The organism is Longilinea arvoryzae (assembly GCF_001050235.1).
Taxonomy (GTDB): Bacteria; Chloroflexota; Anaerolineae; order Anaerolineales; family Anaerolineaceae; genus Longilinea; species Longilinea arvoryzae.
Genome location: NZ_DF967972.1, coordinates 925,202 through 945,784, shown reverse-complemented (window position 1 = coordinate 945,784; position 20,583 = coordinate 925,202). Strand labels below are relative to the sequence as shown.

17 protein-coding genes are annotated in these 20,583 nt (G+C 59.2%); 4 read left to right on the top strand and 13 right to left on the bottom strand.

All coding sequences use genetic code 11. The annotated features are described in order from the left end of the window. Positions 1–21 precede the first annotated feature (21 nt). Complete coding sequence (gene moaA, locus LARV_RS04260; protein ID WP_075072465.1) at positions 22–1,002, bottom strand: GTP 3',8-cyclase MoaA; 981 nt, start codon at positions 1,000–1,002, stop codon at positions 22–24. Positions 1,003–1,348: 346 nt separating this feature from the next. Between moaA and LARV_RS04255 the strand changes: the two genes are divergently transcribed. Next, positions 1,349–3,166 carry an aldehyde ferredoxin oxidoreductase family protein gene (locus LARV_RS04255; RefSeq protein ID WP_075072464.1) on the top strand — a complete coding sequence of 606 codons (1,818 nt, stop codon included), beginning with the start codon at positions 1,349–1,351 and terminating at the stop codon, positions 3,164–3,166. 59 nt (positions 3,167–3,225) lie between these two features. Here the strand turns inward: LARV_RS04255 and LARV_RS04250 are convergent, their stop codons facing one another. Next, the gene (locus LARV_RS04250; protein ID WP_075072463.1) at positions 3,226–3,483 is read right to left on the bottom strand and encodes a DUF1952 domain-containing protein; all 258 of its coding nucleotides are present in this window, start codon (positions 3,481–3,483) and stop codon (positions 3,226–3,228) included. A 4-nt stretch (positions 3,484–3,487) separates the two neighbouring features. Beyond that, entirely contained in the window at positions 3,488–3,766 is a 279-nt protein-coding gene (locus LARV_RS04245; RefSeq protein WP_083522311.1) for a ubiquitin-like small modifier protein 1, read from the bottom strand. 158 nt (positions 3,767–3,924) lie between these two features. Here LARV_RS04245 and mscL point away from each other — a divergent pair, with 158 nt between their 5' ends. After that, positions 3,925–4,353: a large conductance mechanosensitive channel protein MscL gene (gene mscL / locus LARV_RS04240; protein ID WP_075072461.1), complete on the top strand. Its 429-nt coding sequence runs from the start codon at positions 3,925–3,927 to the stop codon at positions 4,351–4,353. 182 nt (positions 4,354–4,535) lie between these two features. On the opposite strand, the gene LARV_RS04235 is transcribed toward mscL, so the two are convergent. The 5 genes from LARV_RS04235 to LARV_RS04215 form a co-directional block, all read right to left on the bottom strand. Next, positions 4,536–4,997, bottom strand: coding sequence for a GyrI-like domain-containing protein (locus LARV_RS04235; protein ID WP_075072460.1), 462 nt, complete (start codon positions 4,995–4,997; stop codon positions 4,536–4,538). Positions 4,998–5,154: 157 nt separating this feature from the next. After that, positions 5,155–6,996, bottom strand: a complete 1,842-nt coding sequence (locus LARV_RS04230) for an ABC transporter ATP-binding protein (RefSeq protein ID WP_083522310.1) — start codon at positions 6,994–6,996, stop codon at positions 5,155–5,157. 15 nt (positions 6,997–7,011) lie between these two features. Beyond that, on the bottom strand, positions 7,012–8,772 hold the full coding sequence (locus LARV_RS04225) for an ABC transporter ATP-binding protein (protein ID WP_075072459.1): 1,761 nt from the start codon (positions 8,770–8,772) through the stop codon (positions 7,012–7,014). A gap of 278 nt (positions 8,773–9,050) precedes the next feature. Beyond that, a complete protein-coding gene (locus tag LARV_RS04220) occupies positions 9,051–9,731 on the bottom strand; it encodes a 2-phosphosulfolactate phosphatase (RefSeq protein WP_075072458.1) in 681 nt (226 codons plus the stop codon). Beyond that, on the bottom strand, positions 9,728–10,588 hold the full coding sequence (locus LARV_RS04215) for a helix-turn-helix domain-containing protein (protein ID WP_075072457.1): 861 nt from the start codon (positions 10,586–10,588) through the stop codon (positions 9,728–9,730). Before LARV_RS04215 ends, LARV_RS04220 begins: the two co-directional genes overlap by 4 nt. A 145-nt stretch (positions 10,589–10,733) precedes the next feature. On the opposite strand from LARV_RS04215, the gene LARV_RS04210 reads away from it, so the two are divergent. After that, positions 10,734–11,207 (top strand): effector binding domain-containing protein, encoded by a 474-nt coding sequence (locus LARV_RS04210; protein ID WP_075072456.1) that lies wholly within the window; start codon positions 10,734–10,736, stop codon positions 11,205–11,207. Positions 11,208–11,331: 124 nt separating this feature from the next. Here LARV_RS04210 and LARV_RS04205 read toward each other — a convergent pair whose 3' ends face one another. Beyond that, positions 11,332–13,524 (bottom strand): WD40/YVTN/BNR-like repeat-containing protein, encoded by a 2,193-nt coding sequence (locus LARV_RS04205; protein ID WP_075072455.1) that lies wholly within the window; start codon positions 13,522–13,524, stop codon positions 11,332–11,334. Between the two features lie 119 nt (positions 13,525–13,643). On the opposite strand from LARV_RS04205, the gene LARV_RS04200 reads away from it, so the two are divergent. Then, positions 13,644–15,833 (top strand): ComEC/Rec2 family competence protein, encoded by a 2,190-nt coding sequence (locus tag LARV_RS04200; RefSeq protein WP_075072454.1) that lies wholly within the window; start codon positions 13,644–13,646, stop codon positions 15,831–15,833. 25 nt (positions 15,834–15,858) lie between these two features. On the opposite strand, the gene LARV_RS04195 is transcribed toward LARV_RS04200, so the two are convergent. The 4 genes from LARV_RS04195 to LARV_RS04180 all read right to left on the bottom strand — a co-directional run bounded on the left by LARV_RS04195 (position 15,859) and on the right by LARV_RS04180 (position 20,445). Then, positions 15,859–17,631 (bottom strand): SH3 domain-containing protein, encoded by a 1,773-nt coding sequence (locus LARV_RS04195; RefSeq protein WP_152031686.1) that lies wholly within the window; start codon positions 17,629–17,631, stop codon positions 15,859–15,861. 16 nt (positions 17,632–17,647) lie between these two features. Further along, positions 17,648–18,625 (bottom strand): MBL fold metallo-hydrolase, encoded by a 978-nt coding sequence (locus tag LARV_RS04190; RefSeq protein ID WP_075072452.1) that lies wholly within the window; start codon positions 18,623–18,625, stop codon positions 17,648–17,650. A gap of 463 nt (positions 18,626–19,088) precedes the next feature. Continuing rightward, the gene (locus LARV_RS04185; RefSeq protein ID WP_075072451.1) at positions 19,089–19,745 is read right to left on the bottom strand and encodes a methyltransferase family protein; all 657 of its coding nucleotides are present in this window, start codon (positions 19,743–19,745) and stop codon (positions 19,089–19,091) included. Between the two features lie 10 nt (positions 19,746–19,755). Next, a complete protein-coding gene (locus LARV_RS04180) occupies positions 19,756–20,445 on the bottom strand; it encodes a lysophospholipid acyltransferase family protein (RefSeq protein ID WP_075072450.1) in 690 nt (229 codons plus the stop codon). Between the last annotated feature and the right edge of the window lie 138 nt (positions 20,446–20,583).

Genomic DNA, 20,583 nt, shown 5'->3' with positions numbered 1-20,583 from the left:
ACGCCCTGAAAAAATGGATCCTTATCCCCCGATTTCATTCATCACGCTGTTGGTCGCCACCTCACCGTCGGCCAGGCCGTGCCCCCACGGCTTGACCCAGATGCCCGCCACCACCAATTGGCGCAGTTCCTCGTCCGTCGCGCCCTGGCGAAGGGGTGTCAGCAGATCCAGTTCCTTGTCTCGCAGCAGGCACAGGCGCAGCTTGCCGTCGGCGGTCAGGCGCGCGCGCGAGCAGGAGGCGCAAAACGGCAGCGTCACCGACGAGATGAAGCCCAATTCACCCTGAGCTCCGGGCAGGCGGTAGATGCGCGCCTCGCCGTCCAACCGGCCATCCTCCTGCAGTTCCAGGGGTCCCAGTTCGGCCTGAATGCGTTCGCGAATCTCAGCGTCGCTCACGACCTGGGATTGTTGGAAGGTCGTATCGCCACCGAAGGGCATCATTTCGATGAAGCGCACCTGCCATGGATGTTCCAGGGTCAGGCGGGCCAGGCCGCTCACATCGCCATCGTTAAAACCGCGCACCACCACCGTGTTGATTTTGACCGGCGTCAGGCCGGCCTCTTCAGCGGCCAGGATTCCCGCCCAGACCCGTTCGAGGGAACCCCAGCGGGTGATGCTGTGGAAGCGCTGCACATCCAGCGTATCCAGGCTGACGTTGACGCGCTGCAGGCCGGCCTCTTTCAGTGGGTGGGCCAGCTTTTCCAGCAGGACGCCGTTGGTGGTCATCGAAAGAGAGGTGATGCCCGGCACGGCCGCGATCTGGCGCACCAGGTCCACCACGTGAAGGCGCACGGTCGGCTCGCCGCCGGTCAGGTGGATCTTGTCGAAACCCAGGCGGGCAAACACATTTACCAGGCGCAGCAGTTCGTCATCCTGCATCAGGGCCGCATTCGGCCGAAAGATCATGCTCTCCGGCATGCAGTACACACAGCGCAGGTTACAGTGATCGGTCAGGCTGATGCGCAGGTAGTGAATGCTGCGTCCAAAACGGTCGATGGTCATGGTCGCATTATATCAGATAATTTAGAGTTAAATAAGCATAATATCGAAGATATTTGCAGCTGAAAAATATAAACATTTGCGCCAATGATAATCCATAATCTATTCTGATCAACCATACTTGTAAAATCCGGTTTGCTCGGTATAATTTAAGGACCGGATCGATCCATCGAACCGGCTTCCCGGCCCAATTCTGCATCGAATAGTAAGGCATCCATGAAAACGAAACGAACCAGTGAGTCATTTGACTCGCCAGGTTCAGCGACTCTGGAAAGGAGGTGCGCCCTTTTCGTCCCGCTCTTATTCAAGCGTCACATTCCCTTTCCATGATCAATGGAGGAACAGCACGATGACACTCGGCGGATATGCGAATCGATTGGCATACATCGACTTGACGCGTCGGAATGTGGAATTTAAGCCCATCCCCGAAGATCTGGCGCGCAAGTATATCGGCGGGCGCGGCCTGGGTGTGAAACTGGTCTTCGATAACGGTCCACAGGTCGATCCCCTCTCCCCTGAAAACATCCTGTGCTTCATGAACGGCCCTCTGACCGGTTCGGAGGCCAATATGAGCGGGCGCATGGCGGTGGTCACCAAATCGCCGCTCACCGGCACCGTCACCGACAGCCACCACGGCGGTTGGTCGGCGGCGCGCCTGCGCTGGGCTGGTTTCGACGGACTTGTCTTCTCTGGCAAGGCCTCCAGCCCGGTTTATCTCTACATCCATGATGACAAAGCAGAAATCATGGATGCCGGAGCCGTATGGGGCAAGGGCGTTCATGAGACCATTCAATACTTCAAAGACCTGTATGGCAAGAACGACCTGACTGTCATCGCCATCGGCCCGGCCGGCGAACACCTGGTCAAATATGCCTGCTGGATCAACGAAGACGATCGCGCCAGCGGCCGCGGCGGTACGGGCTGCGTGGGCGGCTCCAAGCTGCTCAAGGCCATTGTGGTTAAATCCGAAAAGAAAATGACCAAGGCGCTCGATCACGAAGCCTGGAAAGCAGCCCAGAAACGCGCCCTGGCGACCATCATGGATACAGCCAACGTCACCAGCCCGCGCAAGGGCGGCCTTTCGGTCTACGGCACCAACGTGTTAATGAACATTACCAATTCGATGGGCGGCTTGCCCACCCGGAACGGCCAGCTCACCTCCTTCGGCGCGCAGGGTGAAAAGATCAGCGGCGAATACGTCAAAGAACACATTCTGGTGAATGATCCCACCTGCCACGCCTGCCCGGTGGCCTGTAAGAAAGAGGTTGAGATCACGGAAGGACCCTACAAAGGTCTGCGTATGGAGAGCGTCGAATACGAACCGTCCTGGTCGGTAGGCGCCAACTGTTATAACGACGACATCAATTCGGTCGCCGCATTGATTGATGCTGCCAACGAATACGGCTTCGACGCCATCGAAGTCGGCGTGGCCTTCTCCTGTTATATGGAAGCCACCGAACGCGGCTACGTCAAGAAGGGCGAAGAACTGGCCTGGGGTGATCACGCCGCCATGATGAAACTCTGCAAGAAAATCGCCTACCGGGAAGGTATCGGCGATCTATTGGCAGAAGGCGCAGCCAGAATTGCGAAGCAATATGGCCATCCCGAAATGTCGCTCACCGTCAAGGGACAGGCCATCCCGGCCTACGACCCGCGCGGCCTGAAAGGCATGGGTCTGGGCTATGCAACCAGCAACCGAGGCGCTTGCCACTTGCGCGGCTACAGCCCTGCCTCCGAACTGGGCCTGATCGCATTCAAGACGGATCCACTGGCCTGGGAGGGCAAAGGCGCGCTGCTCAAGCTGCTGCAGGACCTGCACGCCTTCTCCGACAGCCTGGATCTGTGCAAGTTCAGCGCGTTTGCCGAGGGCGGCGACGAATATGCCGCGCAGTACTCGGCGTATGTCGGCATTCCGTTTACGGCCGACGACGTGTTGAAGACAGGTGAACGCATCTACAACCTCGAGCGCTACTACAACAACCTGGCCGGCTTCCGCGAGGGCAGCGACACGCTACCGGAACGCTTCCTCAAGGAACCCTCCACCATGCCCGGCTCGAAGGGGCACGTGTGTGAACTGGACCTGATGCTGAAGGATTACTACATGCTTCGCGGTTGGGAAGAAGGCGTGGTGCCCGAAAAGAAGCTCAAAGAACTCGAGATTATCTAGTCGCGCTTTCACGCGTGGTAAAACAAACGGGCGGGGAATGAACCTGCCCGTTTTGCTTTCTATCCGCCCGCCCGGAGCAGCTTCTTTTCCAATATCGGCCAAACCCGCGCATTGGCTGCTTCCTCGGCTTGCCATTCCAATCGGATTTGCCCAACCTTCAGGGATCCGATGCTGAAATCCTCCAACTGCGTCAGGCGCGCCTGCCAGCCATCCCCTTCAATCGATCCATCTGGCTTCTCGACGCCGCCCAACTCGAGTAGATAATCGCGCATCAGCCACAACGGCAGGGCGCGCAGTTCGCGGTTCTCAAGCACCATCCCGTTATCCACCCGCTACCGGAGGAAAGATATCCACCGTATCCTGTTCCTCCAGCACCGTTTCCATTTTCTGTGGCAGGTAATAGGTATCGCGTCCGTTGATGAGGACGTGGACATGCCGGTGCAGCTCGCGCTTTTCATCCAGCAATTCCGGCTCGAGTGACGGATAACGTCGAATGATCTCGGACAACAGGCCACGCACGGTGGTTCCGTCTGGAATCAAAAATTCGGCATTCTTCGCCCCGACCAAGGCGCGAAACGTGGCGTAAAATCGAACGTTCACAACCACTCCATAGGCATTGGAATATCGTAATCACATTTTAGGCGAATTGCTCACCATACTCAAGGTGCAATGTTTGATGTTGATGGGTATTTTTCCCTCAATTGATATAGAATGGTTTTGTATCCGTACGGTACTCTTTCTCGCCAAGGAGACAACCTATGTTCGCTGAATTCAAGAAATTCGTCATGCGCGGCAACGTTCTCGACCTGGCTGTCGCGGTCATCATCGGCGGCGCCTTTGGAGGCATTATCACTTCACTGGTCAACGACATCATTATGCCGCCCATCGGCATGCTGCTGGGCAGAATCAACTTCAAGGACCTGTTCATCAATCTTTCAGGCACGCCTTATGCCTCGCTGGCTGACGCGCAGAAAGCCGGAGCTGCTACCATCAACTACGGCAATTTCATCAATACCATCATCAATTTCCTCATCATCGCTCTTGTTATCTTCCTGATCGTGCGCGCCTTCAATAAAATGAAGAAACCCGAGGCGCCCGCAGCCCCCACCACCAAGGACTGCCCGTATTGCCAGACGGCCATCCCCATCAAAGCCACACGCTGCCCGAATTGCACGTCGCAGTTGTAGAAGAGTCTCTTCGTACGAATTGATCAAGGAAAGAACGCAGCCGGGAAATTTGATTTCCCGGCTGCGCTTGTTGATTGTCAAAATCCGTGAATTGAAACCGTGGAGGGTTCGGTTGGTCGAATCTTCAGTGCCGTTCCAATCACAAACCTTCCGCTACAGTTCTACGTTACACCAATCACGTTTCAATCCGCCAGCGGAAACACGATCTCCGTGATGAGCTGCTCGGGCGGCGTGACGGCCGGATCGTTGTGGTAGAACTCGTAGACCACCCCGGTATACTTCAGGTTGTGTTCTTTGGCCCAATGATCGATGACCGCATAAGCTTCGGCCATCTTCTCATACGAGCCGGTGTACATCGCCGACAACGCCTTACCGGACGGCAGTGTGTTGGCCTGGATTTCGCCTTCCCCAGGCAGGCCGGCTTCGGCCGGGAACCCCACCTCGACATCCAGGTCGTTCATATCCATGTTGTAATAGACCACAAAGGGGGCGTAGGTGGGCTGTTTGCCCAGCCCGGCCAGATAGGTTGCGATTCTGGCATAATTCTGGCCGATGGTCGGCTTCAATTCCGCGACCGGGCAGCGCGTGCGCACCGACATTACCGGCATGTCTGATCGCTCTTTGACCTCACATTGAATGTCCATGGTTTTTTTCTCCCCGAATACAGAATGAATTCAATGCAATGATTTTAGAACTAATATTCTATTTTGTCAACCGCCAACCGGCCAGTATTTCTGGTTCCCTTCCCGAATCAACGAATACCGAATACCGTGTTCTTTATACCGCATCCCCCTTCTCCCATCACGCTTCACTTTCCTCCCCAAACTGCCTCTGGTACAACGCGGCGTAAGCTCCACCCCGCGCCAGCAGATCGGCGTGCGTGCCCTGCTCGACGATCGTACCGCCGTCCACCACGCAGATCAGATCGGCGTTGCGAATGGTGCTCAGGCGGTGGGCGATGACCACCGAAGTGCGCCCTTTGAACAGCGTGCGCAGGGCATCCTGGATCAGTGCCTCGGTCAGGCTGTCCACGTTCGAGGTGGCCTCGTCCAGGATGAGGATGTGCGGGTCGGTCAGGATGGCGCGCGCGATGCACACCAACTGGCGCTGGCCGACTGAAAGATTGGCCGCGCCCTCCTGCACGCGCGTCTGATAACTTTCGGGGCGGGCGGCGATGAAATCGTGGGCATTGGCCAGGCGCGCGGCGCGTTCCACTTCCGCATCGCTGGCTTCCGGACGGCCGAAACGAATGTTATCAGCCAGCGTATCCGAGAACAGGAAAGCGTCCTGCGGCACCAGCCCGATCTGGCGGTGCAGCGAAGCCTGGGTCATCTCCCGCACATCCACCCCATCGATGCGCACCGCGCCCTTTTCGACCTCGTAGAAACGCCCGATCAGGTTGGCGATCGAGGATTTGCCCGCGCCGGTCGCACCCACCAACGCCACGGTTTGCCCGGGTTGGATGGTCAGGTTCAGGTCGTGCAGCACCTCGGGCAGGCCGGGGCGATAGCGGAAGCCGACCTGTTCGAAGGTGATGCGCGGCGCGCCGGCCAGCTTCAATTCTCTCGCGCCGGGCCGGTCCTGCACGTCCGGGACCGTATCCAGCAGGCGCAGCACCTGCTCACCGCCGGCCATGGCCGTTTGCAGCGTGGTGACCATGCGGCTCAGTTCCTGAATCGGCTGGAAAAAGCGCGTGACGTACGAGAGGAAAGCCACCAGCGTGCCCAGCGTCACGATGCCGCGGGCGACGGCCTGGCCGCCGAACCACAGCACGATCACCGTCGCCAGCACGCCCAGGAATTCGATAACCGGCAGGAAGATGAACGACAAATTCATCGCGTCGATGTTGGCGTCCCGGTTGGCCTCGTTGACCTGGCTGAAGCGTTCCTGGGTGGTGCCCTCCTGGCCGAAAGCCTGGATCACTCGCACCCCGGAGATATCCTCGGCCAGATCGCCGACCACCTTTGCCACCGAGGTGCGCGTCCGGCGAAAGGCTCCACGGGCATGATGGGAAAACCACACCGTGGCCAGCACCATCAACGGCAGCACGATAAAGGTCAACAGGGCCAGGTAGGGGCTCATGCTCAACATGATGATCATGATGCCCACCAGCACCAGCAGATCGCCCACCAGGGTGATCACGCCCTGCGAGAGCAGTTCGTTGATGGCCGCCACGTCGTTCATCACGCGCGAGACGGTCACGCCCACGATGTGCGTATCGTGATAACTTAACGAGAGCTTCTGCAGGTGGGTGAACAGTTCGCTGCGCAGGTTGGCCAGCACACGCTGCCCGACCCAGGAGAGCAAATATTGCTGGACCGTGGTGGCGCCGTACAGCGCGGTAAACGCGAGCGCCGTATAAATCGAAAGCCGGATCAGGTCCGCGCGGTTGCTGTGGGTGATGGCCTGATCGATGATTTGCTTGAGCAGGTAAGGCGTCAGCAGGGTCAGGCCGGTAATGGCCAGCATCGTGCCGAAAGCCAGGCTCATCTGGCGCGCATAGGGGCGCAAATAGGCCAGCATACGCGACACGACCGTGCGGTTGAACACCGCCCCGCGCCGGTCCTCCTCGCCGCCCGAAAAACTGTCCAGCGCGCCGCGCGGTCCCATACCCGGGTTGGATACTCCGATTCCGAATCCCATGCTTGCTCTCCTCCCCTAACCCTTCAACTGCTGGCGGCAGATGCTGGCGTACAGCGGCGATGAATTGAGCAGTTCGGCATGCCGCCCGCGGGCGGCGATGCGGCCCTTTTCCAGCACCAGGATCAGGTCGGCGCGCTGCACCGTACTCAGGCGGTGGGCGATGACAAAGGTGGTGCGGCCGCGCATCACCTGCTCCAGGGCCAGTTGGATGCGGTATTCAGTCTCTGAATCGACGCTCGACGTGGCATCGTCCAGGATGAGGATGTGCGGATCGGTCAGCAGCGCGCGGGCGATGGCCAGGCGCTGTTTCTGTCCACCCGAAAGCGTGGCGCCGCGCTCGCCCACCTCGGTATCGTAGCCCTTTGCCGACTCAAGGATGAACTCGTGCGCCTGCGCGGCCTGCGCGGCGGCGACGATCTCCTCTTCCGTGGCGTCCGGATGCCCAAAGCGGATATTGTCGCGAATGGATGCCTCGAACAGGGTGGTTTCCTGCAGCACCATGCCGATCTGCGCGCGCAGCGAAGCCAGGGTCACATCGCGGATGTCCGTCCCATCGATGGTAATGCGGCCCTCGGTGGGATCGTAGAAGCGCGGGATCAGGTTGACGATGCTGGTCTTGCCCGATCCGGTCAATCCCAGCAGGGCCACCACCTGGTTGGGCTGCGCCTCAAAGCTGATCTCCCGCAACACGCGGTTCTTGCCGTAGGAGAAGGACACGTTCTCGAAACGCACGCAGCCCTGCTCGACTTTAAGCTGCGGAGCATCCGGTTGTTCATATACCTCCGGCACCTGGTCCAGAATCTCGAAGATGCGTTCGGCTGAAGCGGCCGCCATGGTGATGGCCGGCAGGATCATCCCCAGAAAACGCACTGGCGTGACCAGTTGGCCCATGTAGGTATTGAAGGCCACCAGTTCGCCGATGGTCATCTGGCCGTTGATCACCAGCATGCCGCCGTAGAGCAGGATGGCCACGCTGCTAATGTTGGCAATCCACTGCAACAGCGGCATGTGCACTGCCTGCAAGCGCGCCGAGGTCGATGAAAGTTCGAACCAGCGCTGGTTTTCGACTTCGAAGCGTTCGATTTCCTGCGCTTCCTGGGCAAACGTTTTCACCACGCGCACCCCGCGCAGGTTTTGTTCCACGCGCGTGGTCAGCGCCGCCAGTTGCTCCTGGATCAGGCGCGAGAGTGGCCGGAAAATCCGGCCGAAACGGATGGATTGGAAGGCCAGCAGCGGAATGGCCAGCACGGCCAGCAGTGAAAGGCGTGGGTTCATCACCACCATGACCACGGCGGTCGCCGCCATCATCACCACGCCCTCGACCACCCGGAAGGTCGCCCGGCCGGTCAGGAAGCGGATGCGTTCCACATCCTGAATGGCCCGGGAGAGCAAGTCGCCGGCCTGGGCCTGATCGTGAAACGAGAAGGAGAGCTGGGTAATCTTGCGCTGGAGTTCGTTGCGCATATCATAGGCCACATTTTGCGAGGCCACCTCGGTGCAGCGCCCCTGGAAGTAACTCAAAACGCCTTTGACGATCACCAGTCCCAGCAGCGCGGCCGAAGCCAGCGCCAGCAGCGAAAAATCGCCGGCCAGGATGCCCTTGTCGATCGTCCAGCGGATGATCTGGGGAGAGATCATATTGAGCGCGTCGATGGCCAGCATCGATGAGTACGCAACGACGGTTAATTTCCAATGCGGACGTAAATAGCCAAAGCAGCGCAGCAGCAGCCGCGACTGCGAAGATGCCGGGTGGGGCGTTTCGATGGGAATTTGCATACACCAGGGTTGCGGTATGAAACCGCTAAGAAGTAGATTTTTATACCGCAGCCACGAACAGACACAGATAATAGGGTGATCAGGTTTTGTGGCAGCGGAGATGGGCCTCTCCAATTTTACCCGAAAACGGTCCGGTTTCGGACGGTGTTTAAAGATACGCCCACTGATGACGAACGTCATCAGTACAGGAAATTCGTAGTAACGACGTAAGTCGTTTGCTTTTGCAAGAGATGACTGACGTCGTCACTACGAATACCGGTAGGGATGACGTCAGTCGTTCATGACCCGGTCAGCTCCAGCAGGCTGCCCACGCGCCGCACCGGCATGGCGAAATCGAAGCGGTCCAACTGCGTGCACAATGCCAGGTCGGCGCTCGAAAATTCCGGCTGGGCCGGATCGAGGAACTTGTCCGCATTCTGCGAACTCGACACCCGCTGCAGATACCGCTGCGGATCCGGCCGCCGGCCCTTCAATAATAGCGTCAGATACTCGGCGCAGGCGACGTCCTCTTCCGCCGGGTCGTCCGGGCTCAGCCCGCTGGCCACCAGGGTCACGCGCTGCGGCTCGAGCGCCAGCACGGCTCGCGCCGTTGCCGCGGCGCATACGAAGGAAGCGCCGAACAAATGAGTCGCCCGTTCTGCGCGCACTACGCCCTGCGTGCCCGCGCTGGTGCGGTGAATCAACGTCCGTCCGCGCAGGTCGCGCGACAGAACCTCGGCCGGCGAGTTGCCCAGGTCGAAACCCGGCGCCCGCATGCCGCCCACTTCCCCCATCGCCAGCGAATCGGGGATGCGGCTGCGCAAATCCAGGGCCTCTTCCACGCTGCTCACCAGGATCAACCGCGCAGCACCGGCCGCCAGCGCGAAGGCCGCCGTACTGAAGGCGCGCAGCACGTCGATGACCACCACCACCCCATCCGCAGCCGCGCAACCTTCGAGAGAACCGATATCGATCTTCATGCGCCTACCAGCGGCACGTACACTTCCAACCGGTTTGGATAATACACATCCATCGTAAACGTGCCGCTGAACTGCCTGCCGGACATGGGGAACCATTCGCCGAAAGCGTAGCGCACCAGCAGGCTGTAATCATACGGCCCCAGGAAGCGTTCCGGGCTGAAAACGGCATAAGCCTGACGCGGCAGGATGCGCAGCCGCATTCCATCCGGCGGCCGGGCCGGTTCCTGCACCTCGAAGGCGGTGAAATGCTCCAACCGGTCGGTGTACGGGTCGCCGACCTCCATGCCGTAGAGCACGTTCGCCGCCACCCGCCCGTGGATCTCGCCCGAACGCGGGATAAAGACGTCCTGAATAAAGTGCTCGATGAGATGCTGATCGATGTTTTCCGCCACCGAGGTGACCACCTGCATGCCCATCAAATGGATCGGCCCGCGTTCGAGTACCTGCACGGCCACGTGAACCGGCTCCAGCGGGCGAGGCGTACGCTCGATCATCTGCGCCGAAAAAGCATCCAGGTTCTGGTAGTGTAATAAATCGCGTCGCTGGCGGCGGTAGACATTCGGCGCCAGGCCGTACACCGCGCGGAAGGCGCGTGTGAAAGTCTCGTGCGATTCGAACCCCAGTTCGACCGCGATATCCAGCACGCGGCGGCGCGTGGTCACCAACTCCCGCGCGGCCAGCGCCAGCCGCCGCCTGCGCATGTAATCCCGGATGGTAAAGCCGGTGCTGGCCTGAAACAGCGCGTAAAAATGGGACAGCGAATAGCTCGACTGGGCGGCAATCGTTTCCAATGATGGGTTATCCAGCAGGTGCCGGTCGATGAAATCCAGGGAGGGCTGAAGCAAGGGATCATACATGGTTCCTCTATTTTATCCCCGGCCGGCTCCAACCCGGCGTAAAACCCTTCCTGCAATACCGAAAATCAGAAAAATGATCAAGAATTTCCAGCGGATCGAGCCTAAAATAATGCCACATGGAATATTAATCAGAAAGGATTTTAAAATGACGAATCCGAAGATGAGCGAAGTCAGCTTTCAAAACCTGCCGCCCATGAAGATGGCCTGCTACCAGGTGGTCAGCCGTGAACCGGAAGACGAAGGCGGCAAGTTCATGGACGCATGGATCGAAGCGCGCGACCTGCAGGGAGGACGGCGTTTCGGCTTCGATGTGCCGGTGACCGCCGAGCAAGCCAGGGCCGGCATACGCGGCTACGAGCAGTGGCACAGCGTACCCAATGATGTGACCGGTGCGGATGGGGTGATGGTGCGCAGCTTCCCCGGCGGGCGCTACGCCGTGCTGCGCCTGTTCGACCCGTTCACGGCGCCTTTCGAAACCATCCCCGCCGGCTGGCGTTATCTGCACGAATGGATGCAATCCCATCCGGAAATCAAATGCGGCTATCACCCATGCCTGGAAGAGCTTGTCCCGGGTGAAGCGGGAGGAATGGATTTGATTCTGTACTATCCGATCGGGTAGCCGTTCGTATCCAATGAAATGGAGGGTTTGGGTAGTGAACGGCTGAAGTCCGTCCAGGCGCAAACCCTCCCCAACAAATACTCTTTCTATGTGTTCTCTGCGTCTCTGTGGTTGTTTTTTAATCTTACGGCAGGCTGCGATCCCAGCGGTAGGTGCTGCCCTCCCGACTGCCGAAATAGATGATGTTCGAATTGGTCGGGTCGATGCTGACCGAAAGGAAAGGTACGTTCTTAAGCTCATCCCTGGAAGCCTGCGCCCAGGTCAGACCGCCATCCGTGCTGACATATGCGCCCGATTCGGCAGCCGCGTAAAGTAAATTGGTGTTCGATGGATCGATCGCCACCGCATACACCGCTCCGGAAACGCCAGTTGCCGCTTTCCACGAATATGCGCCTTTGGAAAGATAGTAAATGCCGGTACTGGAAGGGGCGAATAATCTCTGGGTGGTCGATGCAAAACTGTACACAAGGTTGGGGTTGGCCAATCCGCCATTGGCCGAATCCCAATTCGTTCCATCATGCCAGATAACCACCTGGTAAGGAATGGCACTGCCGGTGGCTCCGGTGATGCTGGCATATAACGCGCCATCGACATTACTGACATGCATGGCAAAAACAGTGCGGCCCGAATAAAAACTATAAGAGCCGTTTAGATAAAAACCGCCTCCGACCGTGCCGGTCCAGAGCCCTGCCCAGTTGCGCGCCGCCGAAGTGATCTGGCGTGGATAGGTGGCCTGCAGCGAAGCGGGATCGCCCGAACCATCCGCGGTATTCATTTGCAGCAGGTATTGTTCTTCCGGTGGCAGCTCGTTGCGTTCGCTGAACAGCCCGGCCGTTTCAGCGGCTGTCGTCGCGGCAGACGCAGAAGGTTGTTCCAAAGACGGGGCGAAAGAAACGCTGCCGGCAACACTCCAGCTCGATCCATCGCCGGAAAGTACGTACAGGCTGGTGGTCGTGAAGGCATACAGGCTGCCGGAAATCACCTGTAAATTTTGGACATTCAGGTTTGTCAGGCCGGAGTTGACGGCCTGCCAGTTTTCGCCCTGATCATTGGTCTTGAAAACACCGCCGCCATTCACCCCGGCGTAGAGATAACCGCTGAATGTCGCCAACCCGGTGACGTTGGTGTTGAGAATCCCCGCGTGCGCCGATTGCCAGTTGGCGCTGCCATCAGCCGAATACTGCAGGCCGTTGCCGTCCGTCGCCGCATACAGCGCCGGCGAAGTGCCGGGCACCTGCCCGAAAGCCCAGATGAAATTACTACTCAGCCCCCAGGGAGTCCAATTATCCGCCAGATCGCTGGATTTATAAACTCCGTGGTCACCGGTCCCCAGATAGATATCGGATGGATTTTGCGAATCACGTGAAAGTGCAAAACCGTAAAGCGGTGAAGGCAATCCGGTGTTCTTTTGCACCCAGGTACTGCCTCCATCCGTCGTCTTATATACCCCCGCTGTATCATAAGTGCTGTTGTAGATCGCCTGCGGCGTTCCCTTGACGATCAGCAGTTTCCGCGCGCTGCGGTCGAGCGTAATCGGCTGGGTCATGGCCCAGGTGCCTCCGCCATCCGTGCTTTTGTACACGCCCGATCCGCGGTGACCGGCGAGATAGACGGTCTGGCTGTTCGTTGGGTCGACTTCGATATCGTAGGAATAATCTCCAATGTTGCTATAATATTGACCCTTCACATAGACAGTGTAGTTCATGCTATTCCACGAAAGCGTCCAGGTGTCTCCGCCGTCGAGGCTTTTAAATGCATAACCATAAAGCACACAAAGAGGATCATTGATACATGACCCTTGAGTCGTGCGCCCGGAAATATAAATCGTCTGGGTATTATTCGGGTCGATCTCGATATCGTAGACGATCAAACCGGCCACGCGGCTATCCCCGGTGTTGATCGCCACCCAGCTCGCGCCGCCATCCTGCGAGCGATACACCCCGTTGCCGTACGTCCCGGCGTACACCCGACCGTCCGAACGGACGGCCAGGGATTGAATATATCCATTCCCCAGGCCGGTGTTCACCGCCTGCCAGGTCAGCCCGCCGTCCAGGCTTTTCTCCACGCCCAATCCCCAGGTGCCCAGGTAGAGCGTAGTCGGGTTGCTCGGATCCACCGCCACAGCCGGGAAAGTGCCGCCAGACGGCCCGATCCGTTCCACGGCCTGCGGAATCGGGGTCGGTTCAGGCGTCTGGTTGGAGATGAACGGCAGGTAGGTTGTCAGCCCTCCATCCTGAGCGGCCACGCTGAAAGCTGGTATCAGTAGCAGTGCAAGCAAAATGAACACGGGCATCCATTGGACGGGGGCTTTTTTCATCAATAACACCTCTTACAGCTAAAATCAAATCCAAGCCATTATAGTGCAAAACTCGAGCCGGTGTTTTGGCATGCCATTTTCTTTCCAATTTATAATGATTTTGACAGGGAGAGAACAATTTGCCGCTGCTCTGGCTTTCGCTTGCCTTCCTGGCTGGATTAGCCCTGGCCGACGGTCTTTCGGCTCTGCCAACCCTTCTCTGGGCCGGAGGGGCTGCCGCCGGCGTGCTTTTAAGCCTGCTGGAAATGCGTTATGTGCGCATTCCCGCGCTGCTGCGCTGGCGGCGTTTCGCGCGCATTCCCATGGCCTTACTGTTGGTCGCGCTTAGCCTGGGTGGGCTGCGCGGGACTTTGGCGCGGCCGTCTTTCGGCCCTCAGAACCTGGCCTATTATAACGATCACGGCGCGTTGACCCTGCGGGCCAGCGTTGCCGGCGCGCCTGAAAGGACCGCCTCCGGAACCCGCCTGCGCCTCTCAGTCACAGCCCAGGTCGCAGCGGACGGAAGCCTGGCGCCCCTGCATGGCCTGGCCCTGGTGACGCTGCCGGCGGATGGAAACTGGCGTTACGGGGACTGTCTGGAAATCCAGGCCCGCCCGGTCACGCCGCCGGAAGGCGGCAGTTTTTCCTACCGCGAGTATCTGGCCCGGCAGGGCGTTCACAGCCAGTTGGCCGCGCCGCAGGCCAAGCGCACCGGGCGCGGCTGCGGTTCGGCGCTGATCGCGGGCATCTACGATCTCGCCGAACGCTCGGCCACCGTGCTACGGCAGCTCTACCCGCAGCCGGAGGCTGCCCTGCTGGACGGCATTTTGCTTGGAGACGACAGCGATCTGCCCGAAAGCGCCCAGCAGGCCTTTCGGGATACGGGCACGGCCCACATCGTCGCCATTTCAGGCTTCAACATCGCCATCCTGGCCGGCCTGTTCGTCGCGCTGCTGGGACGGCTCCTGCCGCGCGTTTCGGCAACCGTCGCCGCCATCCTGTTGATCGCCGCCTACACCGTGCTGGTGGGTGGTTCGCCGCCGGTGGTGCGTGCCGCCATCATGGGCGCAGTGGGCATGTTCGGCGGGCTGATCGGCCGGCGGCAGGCCGGCGCCAACAGCCTGACTTTCACCGCCGCCCTGATGTGCCTGTTCGATCCCTGGCTGCCCTGGGATCCCAGCTTCCAGCTTTCATTCATGGCCACGCTCGGCCTGGTGCTGTACGCCGGCCCGCTGCAAAGCGGACTGACCGGTTGGTTGGAGCGCAGCCTGCCCGCCAGCAAGGCGCGGCGGATCGCCGCGCCGCTGGCCGAATACGTGCTCTTCACATTGGCCGCGCAGATTACCACCCTGCCGGTCATCGCCTACCATTTCGGGCGCCTGTCGCTTTCGGCGCTGATTGCCAACCCACTGGTGCTGCCCGCGCAGCCGGCCCTGATGATTTTGGGCGGCCTGTCCCTGTTGGGTGGACTGCTCTGGCTGCCGCTGGGCCAGCTCCTGGCCTGGCTGGCCTGGCCATTGGCTGCTTACACCCTGCGCCTTACCGCCCTGCTTTCCAGCCTGCCGGCCGGGGCCATCTCGATCGGGCAAATCACGCCCGCGGCCGCCCTGCTATTCTACGCCCTTCTGTTCGCAGTCACGCTCCTGCCGCGCCTGCCCGCCGGCCACGCGCTGCGTCGCCTGCTTCACCCGGCAGCTTCCATCGCCGCGGTCGGTCTGCTGGCGATCACCGCCTGGCAGGCCACCCTGCCGCTGCCGGACGGCCGCCTGCATGTGGAATTTTTCAACGGGAGCAGCGCACTGATCACCACGCCGGCCGGGCGAAGTGTGCTTTTAGCCGGGCAGCCCTCCCCGGCGCTCGAAGAGGCCCTGCCCTCCATGCGCTGCCTGGACGCCCTGGTCCTCTTCACCCCACCCGATCGCGATCTGGCCGATCTGCTGGAACGCTGCCCGCCGGCGCAGCTCTATTGGGCCGCGGCCCCCGAAGCCAGCGCGCTCGACCGGTTGCAGATCCTCCAGGAATCGCTTGCCGCAGGCGAGGCGCTGCAATTGGATGATGACCTGACCCTGCGTTCCCTGGGAAGCACCGCCCAGGGCGCGGCGCTGGCGCTCGAATGGCGCGGTCTGGCAATCGCCTGGCCCAACGGACTGCCGCCCGATCAGTCGCCATCCGTTCAGGTGCTGGTGCTCGGCCAGGCCGACCGGACCTTCGAGGCCTGGCAGGCGCAGTGGATCATTGCCGACGGCGACGGCCCGGCGCACTGGACGAAGTTGAACGAGTGGATTCGCCTGGCGACGGATGGCCAGAAGATGTGGATCGAAGGGAAATGATCGCCCGGAAGCGACCCGGGGAACATCACTGTTTGATTCTCTCGATCATGACGAATATCTGACCATAGTTGTCGTTCAAGACCGGATCATCCAGCCTGATTTTCAACGGATAGCCTTCGCCGGTTACGGTGTACACATAGGTGTGGTTCGTGCGATACACAGCTTCCACCGGACGCGGGATGGAATAATCGACGCCGCCATCCAGACTGATCGCGATCCGGCTGATTCTTTCTTCCGCCGGAACCAGATTTGGATCCTGGCAATCGTTTCGGTAGAAAGGTCGGGCATAGACGACAAAAGGATCCAAACCCACCCGGCCGTTGGGTTTTCCCCGGGACAGAATCATCGGGCTGGGATCGGATTTTCCCCAGATGCAGACACCCGGGTCCGTCCATTGAGACGGGATCCATAAGCTGTATGTCCCGGCCAGGATGATCCGGTATTTTTCCTCCTGCTCCAGGATAATCGTCGAAGTCGAACTCTCATCGGTGGTATCGTACAGGAATCCATCCAGTGGCCGGACGATCCAATCGCCGGTGCTGTCACCTTCTGCCGTCCAGCCTTGCAACCCGCTCAGGCTGTGGACGAACCACCACACATAGCCATCGGCGCATTCCGGGCCATCCAGGACCTGGACCATCTCACCGGGTTGAATCTTGCCGAGCATTTCAGAATTGATATTGGGTGTGCTGCGAATTCGATTGGAGATGGGCTGCTCCAGGCTGACGTGCACCCAGTCGCCAACATTTAACAAAGTATCGGGAGCGCCGGTACAGGTAACCACTGTGCGGGTGGGGGTCGCTGAAGCTGTTGGGACGGAGGTGGCCGGTCCAGGCGTGGAGGTGGGCCAGAGCGTCGGCGTTGCGCGCTGCAGAGCCGGCGTTCCGGTCGCCGCCGGCGTGAGCTTTGACTGCCCGACGATTTCTCCCATCAGAAAATAGGGACCCGCGCAGGCAGCCGGGATGGATTCGCGCAGTTGACGGGTGGTATCGTCGCTGAGTTGGATTTCGCCGCCCCCCAGCGCGATCGACTCCCCGACGCGCGCCACGGACAGCCCATTCCGGTCGAGAATCTCGATTTGATCGCCCTTTTGACTCGGAAAATAATCCGGCTGCCAGATAATCAGGCTGCCCTGGGGAGCAAAGCCGGTCACCACACGCAGGCAGCCGTCCTCCAGGACCAGTTGGCCTTCCAATAAGGCTGTCATGAACACCACGCTGCGGGCCCGCAACTGTGGAAAGAAAAGGCCGCCGACCGGCGTGACCGGGAAATCAGGCTGGCCCTGCAGGGGTTCATAGATGACCTCGCCAACCACGTAGTCGGGCAGCGCCAGGCCATTTTCGCGCAGGGCATTTTCCCACAGTGCCTGGTCGGTAATATAAACGACCACCCGGTTTTCCTGGATCTCGACGGAGGCCGAGAAAGGCAGCGCCTGTTCCCGCATCAATTGATTAATCTCATGCTCGGTGGAGGTCAATTGGGCCAGGCTGTATTTCGCCTGACGGACTTCAACTTTCCCTTCCAGAAGGGTGCCGGCAATGTAGGGTTGGAGGGTCTTTTCACCATCCGCGGTGAAAAGGACGATCACCCTGAATTCCGGCTCATGTTCGATCCATAAGCCAGCGAAAGTATCCGGTTCCGCGGCCTGTAGCGCGACATTCAAATGACCCGGCGCAGTTTGCAGGTCATCCAGGTTGGCGAGGGGTGTCGGGGTAGGTGCAGGTGGGGTGCAGGCGGAACAGCAGAGCGCCAGGAGGAATATTCCGAAAGCCAGAGATGAGTGGAATCTCGACTTCATACTTCACCTGATTTCTTTACCCATCCCGAGCACCGTTTTCTGCCAGGCTCAATCGTTTGCACAGGAAACGCAGATTGCTCCGGTAGAATTGGGCCAGTTGCCAGGCCTGAAAAGCTTCAGGAATCTGGACTTCTTTAATCGCCGCTTCGTCGAATTTTCCGGCATCCACCAGCCTGCCCGCGATCTCCAGGCAGCTCTCGACGTACGCGCTGAGCAGTTCGACATCCGCGCGGCTCCCGGGCGGGCCGTGACCGGGCACAAAGCAGGTTGCCTTCAGTCGGCTCACCTCCCGCAGGGCTATCAGCAGCGCCTGGGGGTCGCCATCCGCCAGAAATGGATGGGCGCCAACGAACAACAGATCGCCCATGAAGACGATCCCTTCCTCGGGAAGGTAAAGGATCGTATCGCTGCCGGAGTGCCCGCCTTCGAAGGTGACCAATTCGCAGGCCCGCCGGGCGCCGTGAATCTCCAACCGGGTATCGAAGGTGACGCCCGGCAGGCAGACCTTCAATTGCGGCAGCGCCTCCACAATGCCTTCATATTCGCCGATCCACAGGAGTAGTTCCTGTTTTTGTCGGGGATCGCCTGCATTTTGGAACTGGGTTTGGAGAGACTCCAGGCGCTGGGCTGCGTTGGACTGATTCCAGCGCAGTTCCTCCATCCCCTCTGTGGCGATGAGTTCGCGGGTGCGAACGCTGGACAGGATCTGGGCATCGGCTGCAAAAACCTGGTTTCCCCAAATATGGTCATTGTGATAATGGCTGTTGACGACGAACTGAGGGGTCCGGTCGTACTGCTCGACTGCAAACCAGCGCAAATCCTGCGCGGCTTGCGGCGTCAGGAAGGTATCGAAGATTACAATTTGCTCGCCGAGATCGATCAGGCCGGAATTGCAGATCGCCCAGCCGCCGTTGGCCGCGATGGCGGTCAGAACGCCGTCCGCCAGAGCCTGCAAGCGGAAATGTCTGGATTCGAATGCGAGAGGATTGTCCATCGATCATCCCTCCCATCGAAATCGGTTGATCATTCAATCGCTAAAAATATTCTACAACCTTCTTCGGAGACTCCAATATTCTTTTTTTTCTTCTCGGTGAACTCCGTGGTGAACCATTCTTTTATCTTGTTTTTCTTCTTTATCTTTCCTCATGCTCTTCGTGGTGAAAACCTTTTCTCTTTTGTTCTTCCTTCTTTATCTCTTCTCCGTGTCCTCCGTGTCTCCGTGGTGAACCTCTTTTCTCTTTTTCCTCTTTATCTTTTTCCACGCCCTTCGTGGTGAGAACCTCTTCTCTTTTTTCTGTAAATTTCTTCTCCGTGCTCTCCTGGTGAACCCTTCTTCTCTTTTTCCTCTTTATCTTTTTCCACGACTTTCGTGGTGAGAACCTCTTCTCTTTTTCCTCTTTATTTCTTCTCCGTGTCCTCCGTGTCTCCGTGGTGAACCCTTCTTCTCTTTTTCCTCTTTATTTCTTCTCTGTGTCCTCTGCGTCTCTGTGGTGAAACCTCTTCATCCCCGGTATCAACGCCGGCGTACGGCGCTTGTATTCAGCATAAGCCTCGCCAAACTCCGCCAGCAGCTTGCGCTCCTCGAAGTAGATGCCGATCAAAATATAGCCCGTCATTCCAACATTCAATGCCAGCAGGTTCCAGCTCATGACCGGCGAAAGCCAGATGATGACCAGCCCGCAGGTATACAACGGATGGCGCACCCGGCGATACACGCCGTCGACCACCAGTTCCTGCGGCCTGCGCCCGGCGATCAATGGGCCGGCTGTTTCCGGATGCAGCGCCTGACCAACCCCCAGGAAACGCATTACGCCGGTCTGCAGCAATCCTGCCAGCAGCGCCAGCGCCGCGCCCAACTGAATCAGGCCGCTCAGGATCAACGCCGGGAAAGGGATCCGATAGATCACCCGGTCGGGTAGTTTCCAGGCCAGCCACAAGATCGGCAGCAGCAGCAAAAAGCCGGCCAGCAAGCTGAACCCCAGGCGGTACCAGCGCCGGGCGGCCGCTCCCCAGCGCGCTTCGGCCAGGCGCTTGGCAGTATGCGAGGCCAGCAGTGAATGCACCACCCCATACAATCCGCAAGCAGTCACGAGAATCAAGGCGCTGGATGGCATGGCTGAATGTCTACAGAAACACCGGTCCGGAAAATTCGCCCTGCTCGGCCTGCAGCTCCTGGATGCGCGGGTTACCGCGGTAGAAGCCGTGATATTTCTCGGGCAGCAGGGCCGCGATGCGCAGCATCAGCTCGTCCGTCCAGTACTTGAGTTGTTCGCTGCGTTTCTCACGGTCGAGCGGCGGAACGTGGAACGGCTTGCCGATGCGGACAATGATCCGCGGACGCTGCAGCGTGAGGATGCGGCTCATCGAATCTTCGGTTCCATACAGACCCGTCGGCACGATCGGTGCGCCGCTGCGCAGCGCGATGAGGATCGTGCCAGGCTTACCCTCCAGCAGCTCCTTGGTCTTGCTGCGCGTGCCCTCCGGCGCGATGCCCAACATCATGCCCTGGTTCAGCACCTCCCTGGAGGCGGACAGGGCCGCGAAATCAGCGTGCTCGCGATCCAACCAGATGCCGCCGGCAGTCTTGGTGAACCAGCGAAAAATCGGGTAATGCAAATATTTATCGGTAACCAACGCAGTGGCGTCCGCGCGCACCGGATTGATAAACAACAACGGAATATCCAGCCGGCTGAGATGATTGGTCGCCAGGATGATCGGTCCGCTGGTTGGAAGATTTTCCAGATTGTAATATTCCAGCCGCGTCAGGTGACGAAACAGGAATTGAAGTGTGTTGCGTAAAGTCTCTTTTTTCATCCAACGACTCCGATGCAATCTATTTTACTCGATGGCTCGAAGGTCGGCATTCTGAAACCGGCTGCCAATTTGCTCTCCACCTTCTAAAAGCGAAGAAGGCAGGCATATCAACGCCCACCTTCTTGAAAGTCAAGCTCG